Source organism: Actinophytocola sp., from assembly GCF_036002505.1.
In the GTDB taxonomy this organism is placed as follows: Bacteria; Actinomycetota; Actinomycetes; order Mycobacteriales; family Pseudonocardiaceae; genus DASYTH01.
Genome location: NZ_DASYTH010000034.1, coordinates 15,818 through 32,361, shown reverse-complemented (window position 1 = coordinate 32,361; position 16,544 = coordinate 15,818). Strand labels below are relative to the sequence as shown.

The following is a 16,544-nucleotide window of genomic DNA, read 5'->3' as shown; positions in this document are numbered from 1 at the left end:
CCCTTCATCATCCCATGACGGCGCGAGGCCCCGACAGAATGGGACGACGGAGGCCCCGCGCACGAGGAGTCGAGATGACCGTTGCCGAGGAGAAGGCGTCCAGCACAGTCGCCAGCCACCCGCTGGATCCGATGACGGCGGACGAGGTCGACGCGGTTCGGGCGATCCTGGACCGCGCGGGGTTGCTGGGTGAGGCGGTGCGGTTCGCCTTCCTGGGGCCGGAGGAGCCCGGCAAAGCCGCGGTGCTCGGGTTCGCCCCGGGCGACGCGCTGAACCGGCGGTTCCGGGTGGTCCTGCTCGACCTCGCCGACGGGACCTCGCGGGACGTCGTGGTGTCCGCCACGCACGGCACGGTGGACCGGCTGACCGACCTGGATCCGTCGGTGACCGGGCAGCCGCCGATCATCGACACCGAGTTCGAGCTGGTCGAGGACATCGTCCGGGCGGACGAGGGGTGGTGTGCGGCGCTGGCCCGGCGCGGCCTCGACCCGCAGACCGTGCGCGCGGTGCCGCTGTCCGCCGGCGTGTACGGCTACCCCGAAGAGCGCGGCCGGCGGATGCTGCGCACGGTCGGGTTCCACCAGCCGCACGAGAAGGATCACCCGTGGGCGCACCCGGTGGACGGCCTTGCCGCCTACGTGGACCTCACCGCGCGCACGGTGCTCCGGCTGATCGATCACCGGGTCCACCCGGTGCCCGCCGAGCCCGGCAACTACGACGATCCGGAGCAGGTCGGGCCGCCGCGCACCACGCTCAAGCCGATCGTGATCACGCAGCCGGACGGCCCGAGCTTCACCGTCGACGGCCACGCCGTCCAGTGGGAGAACTGGAGCCTGCGGATCGGGTTCAACGAGCGCGAGGGCCTCACCCTGCACCAGCTCGCCTTCGCCGGCCGGCCGGTGCTGTACCGGGCCTCCATCGCGGAGATGGTGGTGCCCTACGCCGACCCGTCGCCGGTGCGCTTCTGGCAGAACTACTTCGACTGCGGCGAGTACATGTTCGCCCGCTACACCAACCCGCTCGAGCACGGTTGCGACTGCCTCGGTGAGATCCGCTACTTCGACGCGGTGATCGCCGACGACGACGGCGCGCCGCGGGTCGTCCCGAACGCGATCTGCCTGCACGAGGAGGACCACGGCGTGCTGTGGAAGCACACCGACCTGTTCACCGGCGCGCACGAGACCCGCCGCCAGCGCCGCCTGGTGATCTCCACGTTCACCACGGTCGGCAACTACGACTACGGCTTCTTCTGGTACCTCTACCTGGACGGCACGATCCAGCTCGAGGCCAAGGCCACCGGCGTGCTGTTCACCGCGGCCTACCCGCCCGAGGGCAACGAGCACGCCACCGAGGTCGCGCCCGGGCTCGGCGCCGTCCACCACCAGCACCTGTTCTGCGCGCGGCTGGACATGAGCGTCGACGGGCCGGTCAACGCCGTGGACGAGGTCGACGTCACCGCGGATCCCGTCGGCCCGGACAACCCGCACGGCAACGCGTTCCGGGCCGTCCGCACCCGGCTGGCCACCGAGTCGGCGGCGGCCCGGCTCGCCGACCCAGCGCGGGCGCGGACCTGGCAGATCATCAACCCGGAGGTGCGCAACCGGCTCGGCCAGAACGTGGCCTACGCCCTGATCCCGCAGGGCCACCCGACGCTGCTGGCCGACGCATCGGCAGCGATCCGGACCCGGGCCGCGTTCGCCACCCGGCACCTCTGGGTGACCCGGTACGACCCGGCGGAGCGCCATCCGGCCGGCGACTTCGTCAACCAGCATCCGGGCGGCGCCGGCCTGCCCGCGTGGACCGCGGCCGACCGGGCCGTCGACGGCGAGGACATCGTGCTGTGGCACGTCTTCGGCATGACCCACGTGCCCCGGCCCGAGGACTGGCCGGTGATGCCGGTCGACAACGCCAGCTTCACGCTCAAGCCGGTCGGCTTCTTCGACCGCAACCCGACACTGGACGTGCCACCGGCGGCCGGCCACTGCGAGACCGAGGAGTCACTTCCGTCATAGCGCGGTTGCATCGCGACAGGTTCCGATATATCGTGAACGTGTCGCGATACAGCGACGTACCTGAGTGAAGGAAGTGAACAACCATGCGTACGCATTCGAGGCACCAAGAGCACGGCTTCGACCAGGTCCGCGGCGCGTTCCGCCGCGGCTTTCCGCCGCGCCCGCCGTTCCCGCCGGAGCCCCCGTTCGGCCCCTGGCCGCCGGGCGCACCGGGCGGCGGTTTCCCCGGCTGGGGGCCCGGACCCGGGCGGGGAGGCCGTGGCGGCGGCCGGGGCCGGCGCAGTCGCCGCGGCGATGTCCGGGCGGCGATCCTGGCCCTGCTGGCCGAACGGCCCATGCACGGCTACGAGATGATCCAGGAGATCGGCGAGCGCAGCGGCGGGTTCTGGCGCCCGAGCCCCGGCTCGGTCTACCCGACGCTGCAGTTGCTCTCCGACGAGGGCCTGGTCACCAGCAGCGAGGGCAGCGGCAGCAAGCGCCGCTACGAGCTGACCGACGAGGGCCGCGCGGCCGCCGCCGGCCGGGAGGGCGCCCCGCCGTGGGAGCAGATCGCCCAGGACGTGGACCCGGACGACGTCAGCCTGCATTCCGCGACCCACCTGCTGATGGGCGCGATGCACCAGGTGCTGCACGCCGCGTCCCCGGCCCAGAAGGCCCGGGCCATCGACGTGATCAACAGCGCCCGGCGCGAGCTCTACGCCATCCTCGGCGAGGTGGAGCCGCCGGCCACCCCGGTGGACGACGAGGACTGACCACGCGAGTCCCCGATTCCAGCACGCGAGTCCCCAGTCCGAGCACGCGAGTTCGCGGTTCGGAACTGCGAACTCGCCGGCCTGAACCGGGGACTCGCGTGCCTGAAGTGGGGACTCGCGAGTTAGCCGCGGGCGCGCTTGAGCAGCTCCGCGAAGAGGTCACCGATCTCCTCGTCGGTGACCTCATCCAGCTGCTCGTTCGCAGTCAGCTCGAAGGCGCTGTGCCGCGGGGAGGGCGCCGGCCAGGTGTAGCGCGGCGGGACGAGCTCGCCCTCGTCGCGAAGCTCCTGGGACGCGGCCGTGACCGCGGCCGGCTCGGCGTCCATGTGCAGGTGGAACATGGCGGTCTGCGGCGGATCCGGCACGACGTGCACCCCGGGCAACTGGGACAGGTGCGCGGCCAGCGAGCGCGCCCGGTCGGCGAACTCCGCCATCCGCGGCATCAGCTCGTCGAGGCCGCGCTCGGCGATCATGGCGAGCGGCCAGGCCCGGTCCACCGCGCCGCCCAGCCGGTCCCGCCACACCCGGGCGTGGCCGATCACCTCGGTCTCCCCGGCCAGCACCGCGCCGGCGATGCCCATCAGTCCTTTGTAGAGGGACACGTAGACGGTGTCGAACAGCGCGGCGATCTCCGCGTGCGGGCGGCCGTAGAACGGCTGGGCCTCCCACAACCGGGCGCCGTCCATGTGCACCGCGGCACCGTGCTCCCGCGCCCAGGCGGTCTGCGCCACCAGCTCGTCCCAGCTCGGCAGCTGCCCGCCGATCTCGCGCTGCGGCAGCTCCAGCAGCAGCGCCGCGACCGGTTCGCGCACCTCCTCCAGATCGGACCGCCCGATCAGCGTGTACTGCCCGCCGACCAGGACCGCGTTCAGGCCGTGCACCACCGAATAGCCCTTGTGCTCGTGCACCTCGAGGTGGCACTGCGGATGGAAGGCCACCGAACGGATCCCGCGGCGGTCGGCATGCAGGCGCATCGCCACCTGCTGGGCCATTGTCCCGGACGGGAACATCGCCGCGGCCGGCTTGCCGAGCAGCTCGGCGATCCGCTGCTCCAGCCGGGGCACGGCGTCGGTTTCGATCTCGCTCGGCTGGACCCGGCCCTGCAGCGTGGACAGGACGCCGGCCGGAAAGCGGGACTTGGCGGTGACGGGTGAGACGAAGCGTTTCCTGTCGTCGCTGGGCACGCCGCCGAGGCTACGGACCACCGGCCGGGCCGCGCATCCGAGTTATCGAACGATCAACCCGGGCGGCTTGCGCCGCACCAGAATCCGGTAGCCGACCGGGAAGCTCAGCCCGGACACCTCGGCCACCGCCCGGGCGGCGACGCGCGCCGAGAACTCGATCCTGAGCACCGCCTCCAGGCTGGCCCGGTCGGTGAACCGCCACGTGGCGCACACCCGGCGGCACGCGAAACCGGCCCGCTCGAAGAACGTGTCGATCTCCGCGGGGTGGTACGTGGGCAGGTCGGCCCGCAGCCAGTCGCCGTACGGCCGCACGGTGGCGTCCAGGTCCACGATCGCCAGCGCGCCGCCCGGCCGCAGCACCCGGTCCGCCTCGCGCAGCCCGGGCTGGCAGCTCGGCCCGAAGAAGTACGCCGTCCGGGCGTGCACCAGATCGCAGCTACCGTCCGGCAGCGGCAACCGCTGTGCCGACCCGACCCGAACGTCCACATTGGACAGACCCGCGACCCGCTCGCGGGCGCGCGGCACCAGCGGCTCGTGCGGCTCCACCCCGGTCACCTGGCGTGCGGTGGCCGCGAACCGCAGCAGGTGAAAGCCGTCCCCGCAGCCCACATCCACCACGTCCCGGCCCGACCAGTCACACAGCTCCCCCAGCACCCGCCAGATCTCGTCGCCGACGTCCTGCGCCCGGTTCTCCACCTCATAGGTCTCGGGCCAGTGCCAGATGTTCGGGCTCGGCAGCACGTCAAGCGCGCGCAACTTCTCCCGCGCCCTCGCCAGCACTCCCATACCGCAAGCAAACCACGTCTCAGCCGCCGCGCGCGGCGAGCAGCTCGCGGGCGGCCTCGTTGCCGTCGTGCTCGGCCCAGCCCGCCGGGGTCGAGTCGTACAGCTCGTCGCGGATCTTCGGATCGGCACCGCCATCGAGCAGCACCGTGAGCACGTCCAGGTGACCGCTCTGCGCGGCCAGGTGCAGCGCGGTGACCCCCTCGCCGTGCCTCGGCCCACCGAACGTGGCGCGCCGGTCCGGGTCGGCTCCCAACTGGAGCAGCTGGCGCGCAGCCGGAACCTTCCCCCTGGCCGCCGCCCAGATCAGCGGCGTCCCGCGGTACACATCCGTGTCCAGGTCGGCCCCGAGCCGGTGCAACCGCCCGATCGCCAGCACGGCGTCGTTGCGGGCGGCCCAGGACAGCGCCTCGTCCACGATCTCCTTCGGGTCGCCGGAGGGTTGCCAGTCCGGGAAACCGCCGTGCGGCCGGTAGAACGCCCGGTGCGCACCGGCCTGGCGGGTCGGCCGGCCAGGCTCGGGCAGCAGCTCGTTGATCAGCCCGACGTCGTCGAGACCGGCCGCGGCCCGCAGGTTCCGCGGCGGCACCCCCCGCTCGGCCAGCACCGCGGCCACCTCCCGGTGACCCCAGAACAACGCGGCGATCAGCGGAGTGCCGCCGTCGCCGCGTCCGGAGACGTCGACCCGCGCACCCGCGGCCAGCAGCACCCTGGCCATGTGCGGAAGGTTCGAATAGCCGGCCTGATGCAGGGGCGTCCAGCCGTGGGCGTTGCTACGCGTCACGTCCGCACCGCGCTCGATCAGCAGCGCCACCAGCCGCTCGTCGCAGGTCCCGGCGGCCAGGCCGAGCAGGTCGTTGCCGTTGGTCCCGTTCGCGCCGACCAGCTCGGGAAACCGGTCGAGCTGCTCGCCGAGCCCGGCCAGGTCGTGTTTTCTGATCGCCTGGAACGCCCGGCGGAACGGCTCACCGCTGGTCGCCAGGGACGAGACGTGATCGTGCAGCGCCGTCCAGGTGGCGAACCCGTGCTCCCTCGCCACCACCGTCCGGGCGCCCGCCTCGGTCAGCGGAGCCGACCAGCTCCCGAAGGCCGCGACCGCGTCGGCCGTACCGTCCCGGGCCGACGCCAGCAGGCCACCGGCCCGTTCGGCGTAGTAGCCGACCCGGTCCTCGAACGCGTGCTGCAGGCCGGGACCGTGCTCGGCCACCCGCCGGACGTAGGCGTTCAGCTTGGGCCAGCTGGGAAATCCGTACTCCCGCGCGACCACGAGCTGGGCGTCGGTGAGCCTGGGTGGCTCCGCCGATGCGGGGTGGCTCGCGGTGAACCGCTCGACCGCACCGGGGTCCCCGGCACGGTGCGCGCGCAGCAGGTCCTTGGCCTGCTTGCGCAGCTGCTCCAGATTGGCGGCAGCGGGCAGGGTCGGCTTCACGGCAGCCTCCTTTCCACGTCGCCCGCGGTCCGCTGCATCGGGCGGGAAAGAAGGTACGTTCGGTGAAAGCTCAGGCTGGGGGTGGGCGCAGCCCTTTCCGCGGACCGGGCGCGGCCCCGGCCGCGCCCGCCCACAATAGCCGGTCGACGTGTCGGTCCGGACCGTCCGATCCGGTCTCTAGCGTCGATGGTGATGACTGAATCGCCTCGCGACACGCGAATCCTGCTGATCACCATGTGTGCCGGGTACTTCCTGGTGCTGCTGGACGTCACCGCGATGAACGTGGCGCTTCCGCGGCTTGGCACGGAGTTGCACGCCGAGGGAGCGCTGCTGGCCTGGGTGGTGACCGGGTACTCGGTGCCGTTCGCGTCGTTGCTGCTGGTGGGTGGCACGACCGGGGACCGGGTCGGACACCGGCCGGTGGTCCTTGCCGGACTGGCGGTGTTCGGCGTGGCCTCGCTCGCATGCACGCTGGCACCCGGAGTCGGGTGGCTGGTCGGGGCGCGGGCGGCGCAGGGTGTGGGAGCGGCGTTGCTGCTGCCCGGGACGCTGGCGGTGATCACCAGGGCGTATCCGGACGACCGGGCGCGGGCCCGGGCGGCGGGACCGGTGCTCGGCGGGGTCCTGGTCAGCGCGGCTGGATGGCGCTCGGTGTTCTGGCTGAACGTGCCGATCGTGGCGGCGGCGCTGCTGGTGGCGGCTCGGGTCCTGCCGCGGGAGCCGGGTGACCGGTCGCGGCGGCCGGACCTGGCCGGCACCGCGCTCGGCTCGGCCTGCCTGGCCCCTCTGGTCGCGGGGGTGGCCGAGCGGATGTGGGCGATCGCCGCGGCTGCGGTACCCGTCGGCGTGCTGTTCGTGCTGGTGGAGCGGCGCCAGGCGGAGCCCGTGCTGCCGCTGCGGCTGTTCGGCGACCGGCGGTTCACCTTGCCGAACCTGGGCGGAGTGGTGATAAACGGGAGCAGCCTCGGCATGCTGTTCCTGCTCACCCAGTTCCTGCAGGGGATGTGGCGGTTCGACCCGCTGCACGCCGGGCCGGCGATCTTGCCCGCTGAGATCCCGCTGGTCGCGGTCCCGCCGTTGGCCGGGCGGCTGGTGGCGCGGTTCGGTCCGGCCCGAGTGGCCACGATCGCGCTCGGCATCACCGTCGCCGGTATCGCCCTGCTGGCAGCGGGTTCGAGCTATCTCACGCTGCTGCCCGCGCTGATCATCTGGGGTGTGGGCCTCGGCGTGCTGACACCGGCGCTGGTCAGTCCGGTGCGGTGCGGTTGATGAAACTCGTGCCGACCAACGAAACCTCAGGGGACCGTGACGGCACCCAGCCACCGTCAACCTGCCACCCGCACCACCGGCTGGAACGCAACCACCGTTAGAAATTCCGGAGAGGCGGGACTGTGGGACGTGCGCCGCCATGGCGCTGGCCACCGGGCTGCTCAGCCCGGCACGAACAGCCGGAGCAGCAGCCAGGACACCACCGCGGACGGCAGCAGCGAGTCCAGCCGGTCCATCAGGCCGCCATGCCCGGGCAGCAACTGGCCCATGTCCTTGACGCCCAGGTCCCGCTTCATCAGCGATTCGATGAGGTCCCCGACCGTGGCGGTGAGGACCAGCGCGGCGCCGAACAGCACACCCTGCCACCAGTGGCCCGGCAGCAGCAGGCTCACCGAGAGGGCCCCGGCCACCACGCCGCCGGTGAGCGAGCCGGCGAAGCCCTCCCAGGACTTCTTCGGACTGATCGACGGCGCCATCGGATGCCGGCCGAACAGCACGCCGGCGATGTAGCCGCAGGTGTCCGAGCTGACCACCAGGATCAGGAAGCAGAGCACCCGCGCCCGGCCGTCGGCGGGCACCACCAGCATGGCCGCGAACGCGGCGAACATCGGCACATAAGCCGCGGTCAGCACGGACGCGCTGACATCGCGCAGGTAGCCGGCGGCGCCGCCGGGCAGCCGCCACACCAGGCAGGCCAGCACGGTCAGCACGAACGCGGAGAGCAGGCCGTTGCGGCCGAACGGCCAGGACAGCCACACCATCGCCTGGCCACCGGCCAGCACCGGCCACAGCGCCACCCGGATGCCGGCGCCGCGACGCAGCGCGCCGACCAGCTCGACGGTGGCGACCGCTACCGCCGCCGCCACGATGCCGACGAAGATCTGCCGGACGGTGAGCAGGGCGACCAGCACGGCCGCCCCGAGCAACACGCCGACCCCGATCGCGGCCGGCAGGTTGCGCCCAGCCCGGGATGGTTTCGCCCCGTCCGGCACCGTGTCGCCGGGACTCTCGGTAGCCGTTGCCACTAGACCTCGAGTAGCTCGGCTTCCTTGTGTTTCACCAGCTCGTCGACCTGCGCGACGTACTTGTCGGTGACGTGCTGAAGCTCCTTCTCCGCGCGCGCCACCTCGTCCTCGCCGGCCTCCCCGTCCTTGGCGATCCGGTGCAGTTCCTCGTTGGCCTTGCGCCGGATGTTGCGGATCGCGACCCGGGCCTCCTCGCCCTTGTGCTTGGCGACCTTGACCATCTCCCGGCGCCGTTCCTCGGACAGCTGCGGGATCACCACGCGGATGATCGTGCCGTCGTTGGACGGGTTGACGCCGAGATCGGAGTTGCGGATGGCCTTCTCGATCGAACCCAGCTGGCTGGCCTCGTACGGCTTGATGATCACCATCCGGGCTTCCGGGATGTTGATGCTCGCCAACTGGTTGATCGGGGTCTGGGAACCGTAGTAGTCGACGTGGATGCGGGAGAACATCGCGGGATTGGCTCGTCCGGTGCGGACCGTCGTGAGCTCGTCCTTGGCGAACCCCACCGCCCTTTCCATTCTCTCCTCGGCATCGAAGAGTGTGTCGTCGATCACAGCGTCTGCTCCTTTGGGGTGCTGACCAACGTACCGATCCTCTCACCACGAACCGCCCGGGCGATGTTGCCCTCGGTGAGAAGGTTGAAAACGATGATCGGCATGTCGTTGTCCATGCACAGGCTGAACGCGGTCGCGTCGGCCACCTTGAGGCCCATCTCCAGCACCTCCCGGTGGGTGATCTGGTCGAACATCTTGGCGTCCCGGTCGACCTTCGGGTCGGCGGTGTAGACCCCGTCGACCTCCTTGGCCATCAGCACCACCTCGCAACCGATCTCCAGGGCCCGCTGCGCGGCGGCGGTGTCGGTGGAGAAGTACGGCATCCCGACGCCGCCCGCGAAGATGACGACCCGGCCCTTCTCCAGGTGCCGCTCCGCGCGGCGCGGGATGTACGGTTCGGCGACCTGACCCATCGTGATGGCGGTCTGCACCCGGGTCTGGACCCCGAGCTTCTCCAGGAAGTCCTGTAGCGCGAGGCAGTTCATCACGGTGCCGAGCATGGCCATGTAGTCCGCGCGGTCGCGGTCCATGCCCCGCTGGGACAGCTCGGCACCCCGAAAGAAGTTGCCGCCCCCGATCACGACCGCCATCTGCACGCCCTCGCGCACCACCGCGGCGATCTGCCGGGCCACCGCAGCCACCACATCGGGATCGACGCCCACCTCCCCGCCGCCGAACATCTCCCCACCAAGTTTGAGCAGCACCCGGCGGAAGCCCCCCACCGGCTCCCCGTTTTCGCCCACAGAATCTCCTAACCGCATAACCCACAACCGTACGCAGCATGGGGGTCCGGGGGCGAAGCCCGCCGGGTGGGGTCTGGGGGTTGCACCCCCAGAAAATACCCAGGCGACGTGGTCCGCGCTGTCCGCGGACACACGTCGCCAGAGCCTGGTCGGGGTTGCCGTTGCAACCCCGCCTGCTCGTCAACTAAGCCTGGCCGACCTCGAACCGGGCGAACCGGGTCACCGCCACGCCGGCGTCGTCGAGCACCGCCTTCACGGTCTTCTTGGCGTCCTGCACCGAGGACTGCTCGAGCAGCACGACGTCCTTGTAGAAGCCGTTGACCCGACCCTCGACGATCTTGGGCAGGGCCTGCTCGGGCTTGCCCTCCTCGCGGGCCGTCTCCTCGGCGATGCGCCGCTCGCTGGCCAGCACGTCCTCCGGCACCTCGGCCCGGGTGACATAGCGCGGCTTCATCGCGGCGATGTGCATGGCCGCACCGCGGGCCGCCTCCGCGGCGTCCCCGGTGTACTCGACCAGGACACCGACCGCCGGCGGCAAGTCCGTCGCGCGCCGGTGCAGGTAGGTCGCGACGGCGCCGTCGAAGCTCACCACGCGCCGCACGTCGAGCTTCTCGCCGATCTTGGCGGAAAGCTCCTGCACGGCGTCGTTCACCGAGCCCCCGTTGAGCGGGGCGGCCTTGAGCGCGTCGGCGTCGGCCGGCCGGGTCTCCCTAGCCACCGCCACGATCTTGTCGGCCAGCTCCTGGAAGTCGGCGTTCTTGGCGACGAAGTCGGTCTCGCAGTTCAGCTCGACCATCACCCCGCCGTCGGCGACGACCAGGCCGTTCGCAGTCGCCCGCTGGGCCCGCTTGCCGATGTCCTTTGCGCCCTTGATGCGCAGCACCTCGACCGCCTTGTCGAAGTCGCCGTCGGCCTCCTCGAGCGCGTTCTTGCAGTCCATCATGCCGGCGCCGGTGAGCTCGCGGAGCCTCTTGACGTCCGCCATGGTGTAGTTCGCCATCGTCTCTTGTTTCTTCCCTCTTCGTGGCGTGGTTATGTGGTCCAGGATGTGGATCAGGCTTCCGCGGAGCTCTCGGCGACCGGCTGCCCGCCACCCCCAGCCGTCGCGTTGGCGCCGGTGAGCAGCTCCTGCTCCCACTCGGGCAGCGGCTCGTTCGAGCCGACCGGCTGAGGCTTGTCCTCGCCCTCGGGAGCGCCGTTGCGCGCACCGGCACGCGCGATCAGCCCGGCGGCCGCGGCCTCGGCGATCACCTTGGTGAGCAGCGCGGCCGAGCGGATCGCGTCATCGTTGCCCGGGATCGGGTAGTCGACCTCGTCGGGATCGCAGTTGGTGTCCAGAATGGCCACCACCGGGATGTTCAGCTTGCGCGCCTCGCCGACGGCGATGTGCTCCTTCTTCGTGTCCACGATCCACACCGCGCTGGGCACCTTGGCCATGTCCCGGATGCCGCCGAGGGTGCGCTCGAGCTTGTCCTTCTCCCGGGTCAGCATCAGGATCTCCTTCTTGGTAAGACCCTGGAAGCCGCCCGTCTGCTCCATCGCCTCGAGCTCCTTGAGGCGCTGCAGGCGCTTGTGGACGGTGGAGAAGTTGGTGAGCATGCCGCCGAGCCAGCGCTGGTTGACGAACGGCATGCCGACCCGGAGCGCCTCGTTGGCGATGGCCTCCTGGGCCTGCTTCTTGGTGCCCACGAACAGAATCGACCCGCCGTGCGCGACCGTCTCCCTGACGAACTCGAAGGCCCGGTCGATGTAGGTGAGGGTCTGCTGCAGGTCGATGATGTAGATGCCGTTGCGCTCGGTGAAGATGTAGCGCTTCATCTTCGGGTTCCAGCGCCGGGTCTGATGCCCGAAGTGCACGCCGCTGTCGAGCAGCTGCTTCATGGTGACTACGGCCATGGCCGGATTCGCACCTCTTCTGTGTGGCGCGCCGGGTGTCCGCCTCGGCGCGCGATGTCGGTTGTCGCGGCCCTCCGGTTGGCGAGCCGCCCTGGTGCCGTGCCGGCGCCCGGACCCAGCGAGGCCTGCTGGAGGCTCGCATGGGACCGCCGGGCGCCGCCTGATCCCGAGGGTCATCGGCTGAGTCGCTGACGCTCTCGAGGATGTGCGTTGGCACGCGAAGTCGCCCCGTGTTGCCACGGGTCGCGTTCGCAGTGTACGCGGTCCGCGGGACAAACCAGGAACCGGCCGCCATCGCCCGGGCCAGTTGTCCACATGCGGGGTGGTTGTCCACAGTTCGCCGCTCGCAACCCCGGCGCCGGGCTCGTGCGCGGCATCGTGGTCGGCATGCCCCTCCCGCTCCTCCCGCGGACCTTGCTGCCGGTCCTGCCGCTGGTCGTCGCCGTGTGCCTTCCCCTCCACACGGTGTCCGCGGCCGACCGGCAGCCCGCGGTGGCGGTGCCGGCGGCCCGGTTCTCCTGGCCGCTGGCGCCGCCACACCCCGTGCTGCGCCGCTTCGACCCGCCCGACGCGCCCTGGGGAGCCGGCCACCGCGGCGTCGACCTCGGCGGCACTGCGGGTGAACCGGTGCTCGCGGTGGCCGACGGAGTGGTCGCCTTCGCCGGGCCGCTGGTGTACCGCGGCGTGGTCTCGGTCGACCACGCCGGCGGATTACGCAGCACGTATGAACCCGTCGAGCCGGCCGTGACGCCGGGGCAAGCGGTCACCCGGGGCGCCGTCCTCGGCTACCTGTCCCCGGGCCATCCCGGGTGCCCCGCTCCGGCCTGCCTGCACTGGGGTGTCAAACGCGGCGATGAGTACCTCGACCCCTTGGTTCTGGTGGCCACTACCGGCCACGTCCGCCTACTGCCCTGGCGCGGCTAGGAGGCCTGTCCCACGAAAGTGTTGACAAAGCCTCGCACCGACCAACCGGAACCTCAGGGGACCGTGACGTCACTCAGCCACAATCAACCCGACCGCACCGTTCGCTGGAACGCAACGACAGCAGTTAATCCGGAGAGGCGGGCTGTCACGCGTCGGCGCGCTCCATCAGCTTGGCGCGCAGGCGGAGCACGGCTCGAGTGTGCAGCTGGCAGACCCGGGACTCGGTGACGCCGAGGACCTTGCCGATCTCGGCCAGGGTGAGGTTCTCGAAGTAGTACAGGGTGACCACGATCCGGTCCCGCTCGGCGAGGTGGCCGATGGCCTCGGCGAGCTGGCGGCGGTTGTCCTGGTCGACGAGCAGCGCCACGGGATCGGGCGCGGCCTCGTCCTCGAGGGTGTCGGCGAGCGAGGTGGAGCCGCGCCCGGCGGCGGCCAGCTCGTCGAGCGCGACCACGCTGGTGAGCTGCAGCTGCAGGTAGACCTCACGCAGCTCACCGAGCGAGAGCCCGAGCTCCTCGGCCAGCTCGGCGTCGCTCGGGGTCCGCCGCAGCCGCGCACCGAGCCGCTCCAGCGCCCGCTCGACCTCGCGGGCCCGGCCACGCACGGACCGGGGAACCCAGTCCTGCGCGCGGAGGTCGTCCAGGATGGCCCCGCGGATCCGCTGCATCGCATAGGTCTCGAACTTCAGGCCGCGGTTGGGCTCGAACTTCTCGATGGCGTCCACCAGCCCGAAGATCCCGGACTGGATCAGGTCGGCCATGTCCACGTGCGCGGGCAGCCCGGTGCCGACCCGGCCGGCCACGTACTTGACCAGCGGCGCGTAGTGCAGCACCAGCCGGTCCCGGAGGCCCTGCTGACGGCCCTCTCCGAACCGCCGCCAGAGCGCGACGATGCCGGCCTCGATGTCGTCGAAGGTGCGCTGGTCACCGGGCAGCACCCCGGCGGTGCTGCCGACGCCGTAGGACGCGGCGTGCCCGTTGGTCGGCCTGGCAGGCTCGGGCGACCAGCAACCGTCCCCGAGAACCTCAGGAGCGGGGGTGGGCTCGGTCATGGATCGCCTTCAGCCGTTCGACGGTCACGTGTGTGTAAAGCTGGGTGGTAGCGAGCGTAGCGTGACCAAGCAGTTCCTGGACGCTACGAAGGTCCGCACCACCGTCGAGCAAGTGCGTCGCAGCAGAGTGACGAAACCCGTGCGGCCCCATGACGGGCGCATCCGGCACCGCACTGAGCGCATCGTGCACGATACGGCGAACGCTGGCCGGTTGGAATCGTCCGCCCCGCGCGCCGAGCAGCAGGGCCAGCGGCCCGCCGGGCCGGGCCAGCCGGCTTCGACCGTGCGCGAGCCACTCCCGGACCGCGCGCTGCGCCGGCACGCCGAACGGCACGGTGCGCTCCTTTCCGCCCTTGCCGAGCACACGTACCACACGGCGATCCAGGTCGACATCGTCCACGTCGAGCCCACACAGTTCGGACACCCGAACGCCGGTCGCGTACAGCAACTCCAGCAGGGCGTGGTCACGCAGCGCCACCGCATCCCGCTCGGCTGCTCCGGACGCCGAGGCACCGAGCAGGTCGGCGGCCTGGTCCTGGCGCAGCACCGCGGGCAGCTTGCGGTGCGGCCGCGGCGCCACCAGCCGGGCCCCCGGATCGACCGCGAGGTGCTCCCGCCGGTGCGCCCACGCGGTGAACGTCCGAGCGGCAGCCGCCCGGCGAGCCAGCGTCGTCCGGCTGGCCCCGGCGGCCCGCTGCGCGGCGAGCCACGCCCGCAGCACCGCCAGATCCAGCGCCGCCACCGGACCGCTCAGGAAACCCAGCAGCGACACGGCATCGCCGACGTAGGCCCGCACCGTGTGTACGGAGAGCCCCCGCTCGAGCGTCAGGTGCCGCTCATACGCGTCGACAACCTCGGCCACGTCCGCCGCAAGCTCGGCACGCATCCGCAGCAGGTTGACCTTCACCCGCCCGGAAGTTGCGCGCGCCACCTCGGAGACGCTACCCGGGAGTCCGCCATTCGTGGTCTCTCCTCGGCCATGTCGCGCAGGAATTATCGCGTCGCTCATGGCACGCTCCCTGGCGGTACAACCCATTTCGCCGATTGCCCGGTGATCGAGGCGATCAGCTCGAAGTCGCGGTCGTAATGCAGGACCGTGGCCTCGTGCAGTTCGGCGCACGCAGCGATGAGGAGATCGGCCGTACCACAGGCACGGTGCTGAGAACGTTTGACGAGTTGAGATTGCACATCGATCGCCCTGGCGCAGATCTCCTGCGTGATGGGTAGATTGACGTAATTGACCCGCAGGTCCGTCAGCACGCTCAGGTATTCGGCGGGAGAGCGCGCACTGTACAGCACCTCCAGGTCGACGACCGAGCAGGTGGTGAGGCAGCGGAGATCGAGCAATTGACCGAGGATGGCCTTTACCGGCTTGATGTGAGCTCGGAAGAGTGCGCTCTTGTCGACCAGGTATCGAAAACTCGTTCCCAGGACTTCTGCAGAGCCTCGAGCTGGCGAGCATCCCGATACGGGTCGGTCATCCACCGCTCGACCATGGCGAGGCGCGCTGGCTGGTCGGCGACGTCGCGCAAGGCTCGTTCGACGGTCTCCTTGATTGTCTTGGTACCCAACCACTCCATGACGAATTGGAGCAGATCGTCGTCGATTTCGACGTGTCGCTTGGTCATAGGCGTCCTCCTCGGAAGGTGTGTTGTTGTTCATGACGCGGCCTGCCGCCAGCCGTCCTCGTCGCGGCGTGCGAGGCCGGTCAGTTCGAGTTCGGGGAGTAGGGCGCGGACGCGGTTGAGTGGTACGCCGGAGTCTACGGCGATCCGCTCGGCGCTGCGCGCGGTGCGTTTGGCCAGTGCTTCGTGGACGCGGAGGGCTTCGGGGCCGAGGCCGTCGGTGGGGCGCGACGGGGTGATGGGGTGGGTGGCCAGGGATTCGCCGAGGGGGCCGATGGATTCGAGGACTTCTTCCACCGAGGACACCGGGATGGCAAGGCCGCTGCGGAGGAGCTCGTGGCAGCCGGTGGATTGGGCGGAGGTGATGGGGCCGGGGACGGCCATGAGCTCGCGGCCGAGGGCGGCGGCGCAGGCGGCGGTGTTGCGGGCGCCGCTGCGGGCGCCGGCTTCGACCACGACGGTGCCGGCGGACAGGGCGGCGATGAGGCGGTTGCGGACGAGGAAGCGGTGCCGGGCAGGTGGGGTGCCGGGGGCGTACTCGCTGAGCACGAGGCCGGTTTCGGCGATGCGGTCGAGGAGGTTGCGGTGGCCGGCGGGGTAGCCGACGTCGATGCCGCAGCCGAGGACGGCGATCGTGGCGCCCTCGGCGGCCAGGGCGCCGCGGTGCGCGGCGCCGTCGATGCCGTAGGCCGCGCCGGACGCGACGGTCCAGCCGGCGGTGGCCAGGCCATAGGCGAAGTCGGCGGCCACGTGCTCGCCGTAGCCGGTCGCAGCGCGAGCGCCCACGATGGAGACGGCCTGCTCGACGAGGTCGCTGAGCCGGGCCGGGCCGCGGGCCCAGAGGGCGAGCGGGGCGCGGGCCCAATGCAGGCCGCGGGTGCCGGCCTGGTCGAGGCTGAGGAGCTGCCAGGCCGGCCATTCGTCGTCCTCCGGGACGACCAGCCGGGCGCCGGCCTGACGCGCGGCGGTCAGGTCCTCGTCCGCGTGATCTTGGCTTCGGCGGGCGGAGGTCTCGTCGACCACCGGCCGCGGTGCCCGGCCGGCCCGCACCAGCGCCGCCGCCTCGACCGGACCGCACGCCTCCACCAGCGCGGCCAACGCAGGTGCCGGCGGCTCGGCAACGCGGAGCAGGTAGGCGCGCGCCCGGCGGACCTCGTCCGTCGCACCCGCGTTGCCCAGGGACGTGTTCGCAGGCTCGGTCATCAGCGGTTCTCCTGCTCGGGCAGGCCGGCCGAGGTTGCGGGTCGCTTCGGGCGTCGGATCACCAGGACCGCTTCTCGGGCAGACCGTGTTC

17 protein-coding genes are annotated in these 16,544 nt (G+C 71.3%); 4 read left to right on the top strand and 13 right to left on the bottom strand.

The annotated features are described in order from the left end of the window. The first annotated feature begins 74 nt into the window (after nt 1-74). Both VGR06_RS02030 and VGR06_RS02025 read left to right on the top strand, forming a co-directional pair. Nucleotides 75-2,012, top strand: a complete 1,938-nt coding sequence (locus VGR06_RS02030) for a primary-amine oxidase (protein ID WP_327557185.1) — start codon at nt 75-77, stop codon at nt 2,010-2,012. A gap of 83 nt (nt 2,013-2,095) precedes the next feature. Continuing rightward, nucleotides 2,096-2,764 carry a PadR family transcriptional regulator gene (locus VGR06_RS02025; RefSeq protein ID WP_327557184.1) on the top strand — a complete coding sequence of 223 codons (669 nt, stop codon included), beginning with the start codon at nt 2,096-2,098 and terminating at the stop codon, nt 2,762-2,764. Nucleotides 2,765-2,886: 122 nt separating this feature from the next. Here VGR06_RS02025 and VGR06_RS02020 read toward each other — a convergent pair whose 3' ends face one another. Genes VGR06_RS02020 through VGR06_RS02010 form a run of 3 tightly spaced genes read right to left on the bottom strand, consistent with a single transcriptional unit; the run spans nt 2,887 to nt 6,160 of the window. Beyond that, nucleotides 2,887-3,948 (bottom strand): threonine aldolase family protein, encoded by a 1,062-nt coding sequence (locus tag VGR06_RS02020; protein ID WP_327557183.1) that lies wholly within the window; start codon nt 3,946-3,948, stop codon nt 2,887-2,889. Nucleotides 3,949-3,990: 42 nt separating this feature from the next. Continuing rightward, nucleotides 3,991-4,734 carry a class I SAM-dependent methyltransferase gene (locus tag VGR06_RS02015; protein WP_327557182.1) on the bottom strand — a complete coding sequence of 248 codons (744 nt, stop codon included), beginning with the start codon at nt 4,732-4,734 and terminating at the stop codon, nt 3,991-3,993. 19 nt (nt 4,735-4,753) lie between these two features. Continuing rightward, complete coding sequence (locus VGR06_RS02010) at nt 4,754-6,160, bottom strand: ankyrin repeat domain-containing protein (protein WP_327557181.1); 1,407 nt, start codon at nt 6,158-6,160, stop codon at nt 4,754-4,756. A gap of 192 nt (nt 6,161-6,352) precedes the next feature. Between VGR06_RS02010 and VGR06_RS02005 the strand changes: the two genes are divergently transcribed. Continuing rightward, nucleotides 6,353-7,429 carry an MFS transporter gene (locus VGR06_RS02005; RefSeq protein WP_327557180.1) on the top strand — a complete coding sequence of 359 codons (1,077 nt, stop codon included), beginning with the start codon at nt 6,353-6,355 and terminating at the stop codon, nt 7,427-7,429. 161 nt (nt 7,430-7,590) lie between these two features. Here VGR06_RS02005 and VGR06_RS02000 read toward each other — a convergent pair whose 3' ends face one another. The 5 genes from VGR06_RS02000 to rpsB all read right to left on the bottom strand — a co-directional run bounded on the left by VGR06_RS02000 (nt 7,591) and on the right by rpsB (nt 11,650). Beyond that, the gene (locus tag VGR06_RS02000; RefSeq protein ID WP_327557179.1) at nt 7,591-8,454 is read right to left on the bottom strand and encodes a phosphatidate cytidylyltransferase; all 864 of its coding nucleotides are present in this window, start codon (nt 8,452-8,454) and stop codon (nt 7,591-7,593) included. After that, nucleotides 8,454-9,011 carry a ribosome recycling factor gene (gene frr, locus VGR06_RS01995; protein WP_327557178.1) on the bottom strand — a complete coding sequence of 186 codons (558 nt, stop codon included), beginning with the start codon at nt 9,009-9,011 and terminating at the stop codon, nt 8,454-8,456. Before frr ends, VGR06_RS02000 begins: the two co-directional genes overlap by 1 nt. After that, entirely contained in the window at nt 9,008-9,754 is a 747-nt protein-coding gene (gene pyrH, locus VGR06_RS01990) for a UMP kinase (protein WP_327557177.1), read from the bottom strand. The genes frr and pyrH overlap by 4 nt, the downstream gene beginning before the upstream one ends. Nucleotides 9,755-9,938: 184 nt before the next feature. Continuing rightward, entirely contained in the window at nt 9,939-10,754 is an 816-nt protein-coding gene (tsf, locus tag VGR06_RS01985; protein ID WP_327557176.1) for a translation elongation factor Ts, read from the bottom strand. A 53-nt stretch (nt 10,755-10,807) separates the two neighbouring features. Then, nucleotides 10,808-11,650 carry a 30S ribosomal protein S2 gene (gene rpsB / locus VGR06_RS01980; RefSeq protein WP_327557175.1) on the bottom strand — a complete coding sequence of 281 codons (843 nt, stop codon included), beginning with the start codon at nt 11,648-11,650 and terminating at the stop codon, nt 10,808-10,810. A 387-nt stretch (nt 11,651-12,037) separates the two neighbouring features. Here rpsB and VGR06_RS01975 point away from each other — a divergent pair, with 387 nt between their 5' ends. After that, nucleotides 12,038-12,574, top strand: coding sequence for a M23 family metallopeptidase (locus VGR06_RS01975; protein ID WP_327557174.1), 537 nt, complete (start codon nt 12,038-12,040; stop codon nt 12,572-12,574). A gap of 145 nt (nt 12,575-12,719) precedes the next feature. Here VGR06_RS01975 and VGR06_RS01970 read toward each other — a convergent pair whose 3' ends face one another. The 5 genes from VGR06_RS01970 to dprA form a co-directional block, all read right to left on the bottom strand. Further along, entirely contained in the window at nt 12,720-13,625 is a 906-nt protein-coding gene (locus VGR06_RS01970) for a FliA/WhiG family RNA polymerase sigma factor (RefSeq protein WP_327557173.1), read from the bottom strand. Continuing rightward, nucleotides 13,600-14,511 carry a tyrosine-type recombinase/integrase gene (locus VGR06_RS01965; RefSeq protein ID WP_327557204.1) on the bottom strand — a complete coding sequence of 304 codons (912 nt, stop codon included), beginning with the start codon at nt 14,509-14,511 and terminating at the stop codon, nt 13,600-13,602. Before VGR06_RS01965 ends, VGR06_RS01970 begins: the two co-directional genes overlap by 26 nt. Before the next feature lie 119 nt (nt 14,512-14,630). Then, the gene (locus tag VGR06_RS01960) at nt 14,631-14,984 is read right to left on the bottom strand and encodes a PIN domain-containing protein (protein WP_327557203.1); all 354 of its coding nucleotides are present in this window, start codon (nt 14,982-14,984) and stop codon (nt 14,631-14,633) included. A gap of 5 nt (nt 14,985-14,989) precedes the next feature. Further along, nucleotides 14,990-15,253: a type II toxin-antitoxin system VapB family antitoxin gene (locus tag VGR06_RS01955; RefSeq protein WP_327557172.1), complete on the bottom strand. Its 264-nt coding sequence runs from the start codon at nt 15,251-15,253 to the stop codon at nt 14,990-14,992. 30 nt (nt 15,254-15,283) lie between these two features. After that, nucleotides 15,284-16,453, bottom strand: coding sequence for a DNA-processing protein DprA (gene dprA, locus VGR06_RS01950; protein WP_327557171.1), 1,170 nt, complete (start codon nt 16,451-16,453; stop codon nt 15,284-15,286). Nucleotides 16,454-16,544 lie beyond the last annotated feature (91 nt).

What these genes read in the sequence shown, in the direction of transcription:
- VGR06_RS02030 (WP_327557185.1), top strand. Translation starts at nt 75, where the DNA reads ATGACCGTTGCCGAGGAGAAGGCGTCCAGCACAGTCGCCAGCCACCCG.
- VGR06_RS02025 (WP_327557184.1), top strand. Translation starts at nt 2,096, where the DNA reads ATGCGTACGCATTCGAGGCACCAAGAGCACGGCTTCGACCAGGTCCGC.
- VGR06_RS02015 (WP_327557182.1), bottom strand. Translation starts at nt 4,734, where the DNA reads ATGGGAGTGCTGGCGAGGGCGCGGGAGAAGTTGCGCGCGCTTGACGTG.
- VGR06_RS02005 (WP_327557180.1), top strand. Translation starts at nt 6,353, where the DNA reads ATGACTGAATCGCCTCGCGACACGCGAATCCTGCTGATCACCATGTGT.
- tsf (WP_327557176.1), bottom strand. Translation starts at nt 10,754, where the DNA reads ATGGCGAACTACACCATGGCGGACGTCAAGAGGCTCCGCGAGCTCACC.
- rpsB (WP_327557175.1), bottom strand. Translation starts at nt 11,650, where the DNA reads ATGGCCGTAGTCACCATGAAGCAGCTGCTCGACAGCGGCGTGCACTTC.
- VGR06_RS01975 (WP_327557174.1), top strand. Translation starts at nt 12,038, where the DNA reads ATGCCCCTCCCGCTCCTCCCGCGGACCTTGCTGCCGGTCCTGCCGCTG.
- VGR06_RS01970 (WP_327557173.1), bottom strand. Translation starts at nt 13,625, where the DNA reads ATGACCGAGCCCACCCCCGCTCCTGAGGTTCTCGGGGACGGTTGCTGG.
- VGR06_RS01965 (WP_327557204.1), bottom strand. Translation starts at nt 14,511, where the DNA reads ATGCGTGCCGAGCTTGCGGCGGACGTGGCCGAGGTTGTCGACGCGTAT.
- VGR06_RS01955 (WP_327557172.1), bottom strand. Translation starts at nt 15,253, where the DNA reads ATGACCAAGCGACACGTCGAAATCGACGACGATCTGCTCCAATTCGTC.
- dprA (WP_327557171.1), bottom strand. Translation starts at nt 16,453, where the DNA reads ATGACCGAGCCTGCGAACACGTCCCTGGGCAACGCGGGTGCGACGGAC.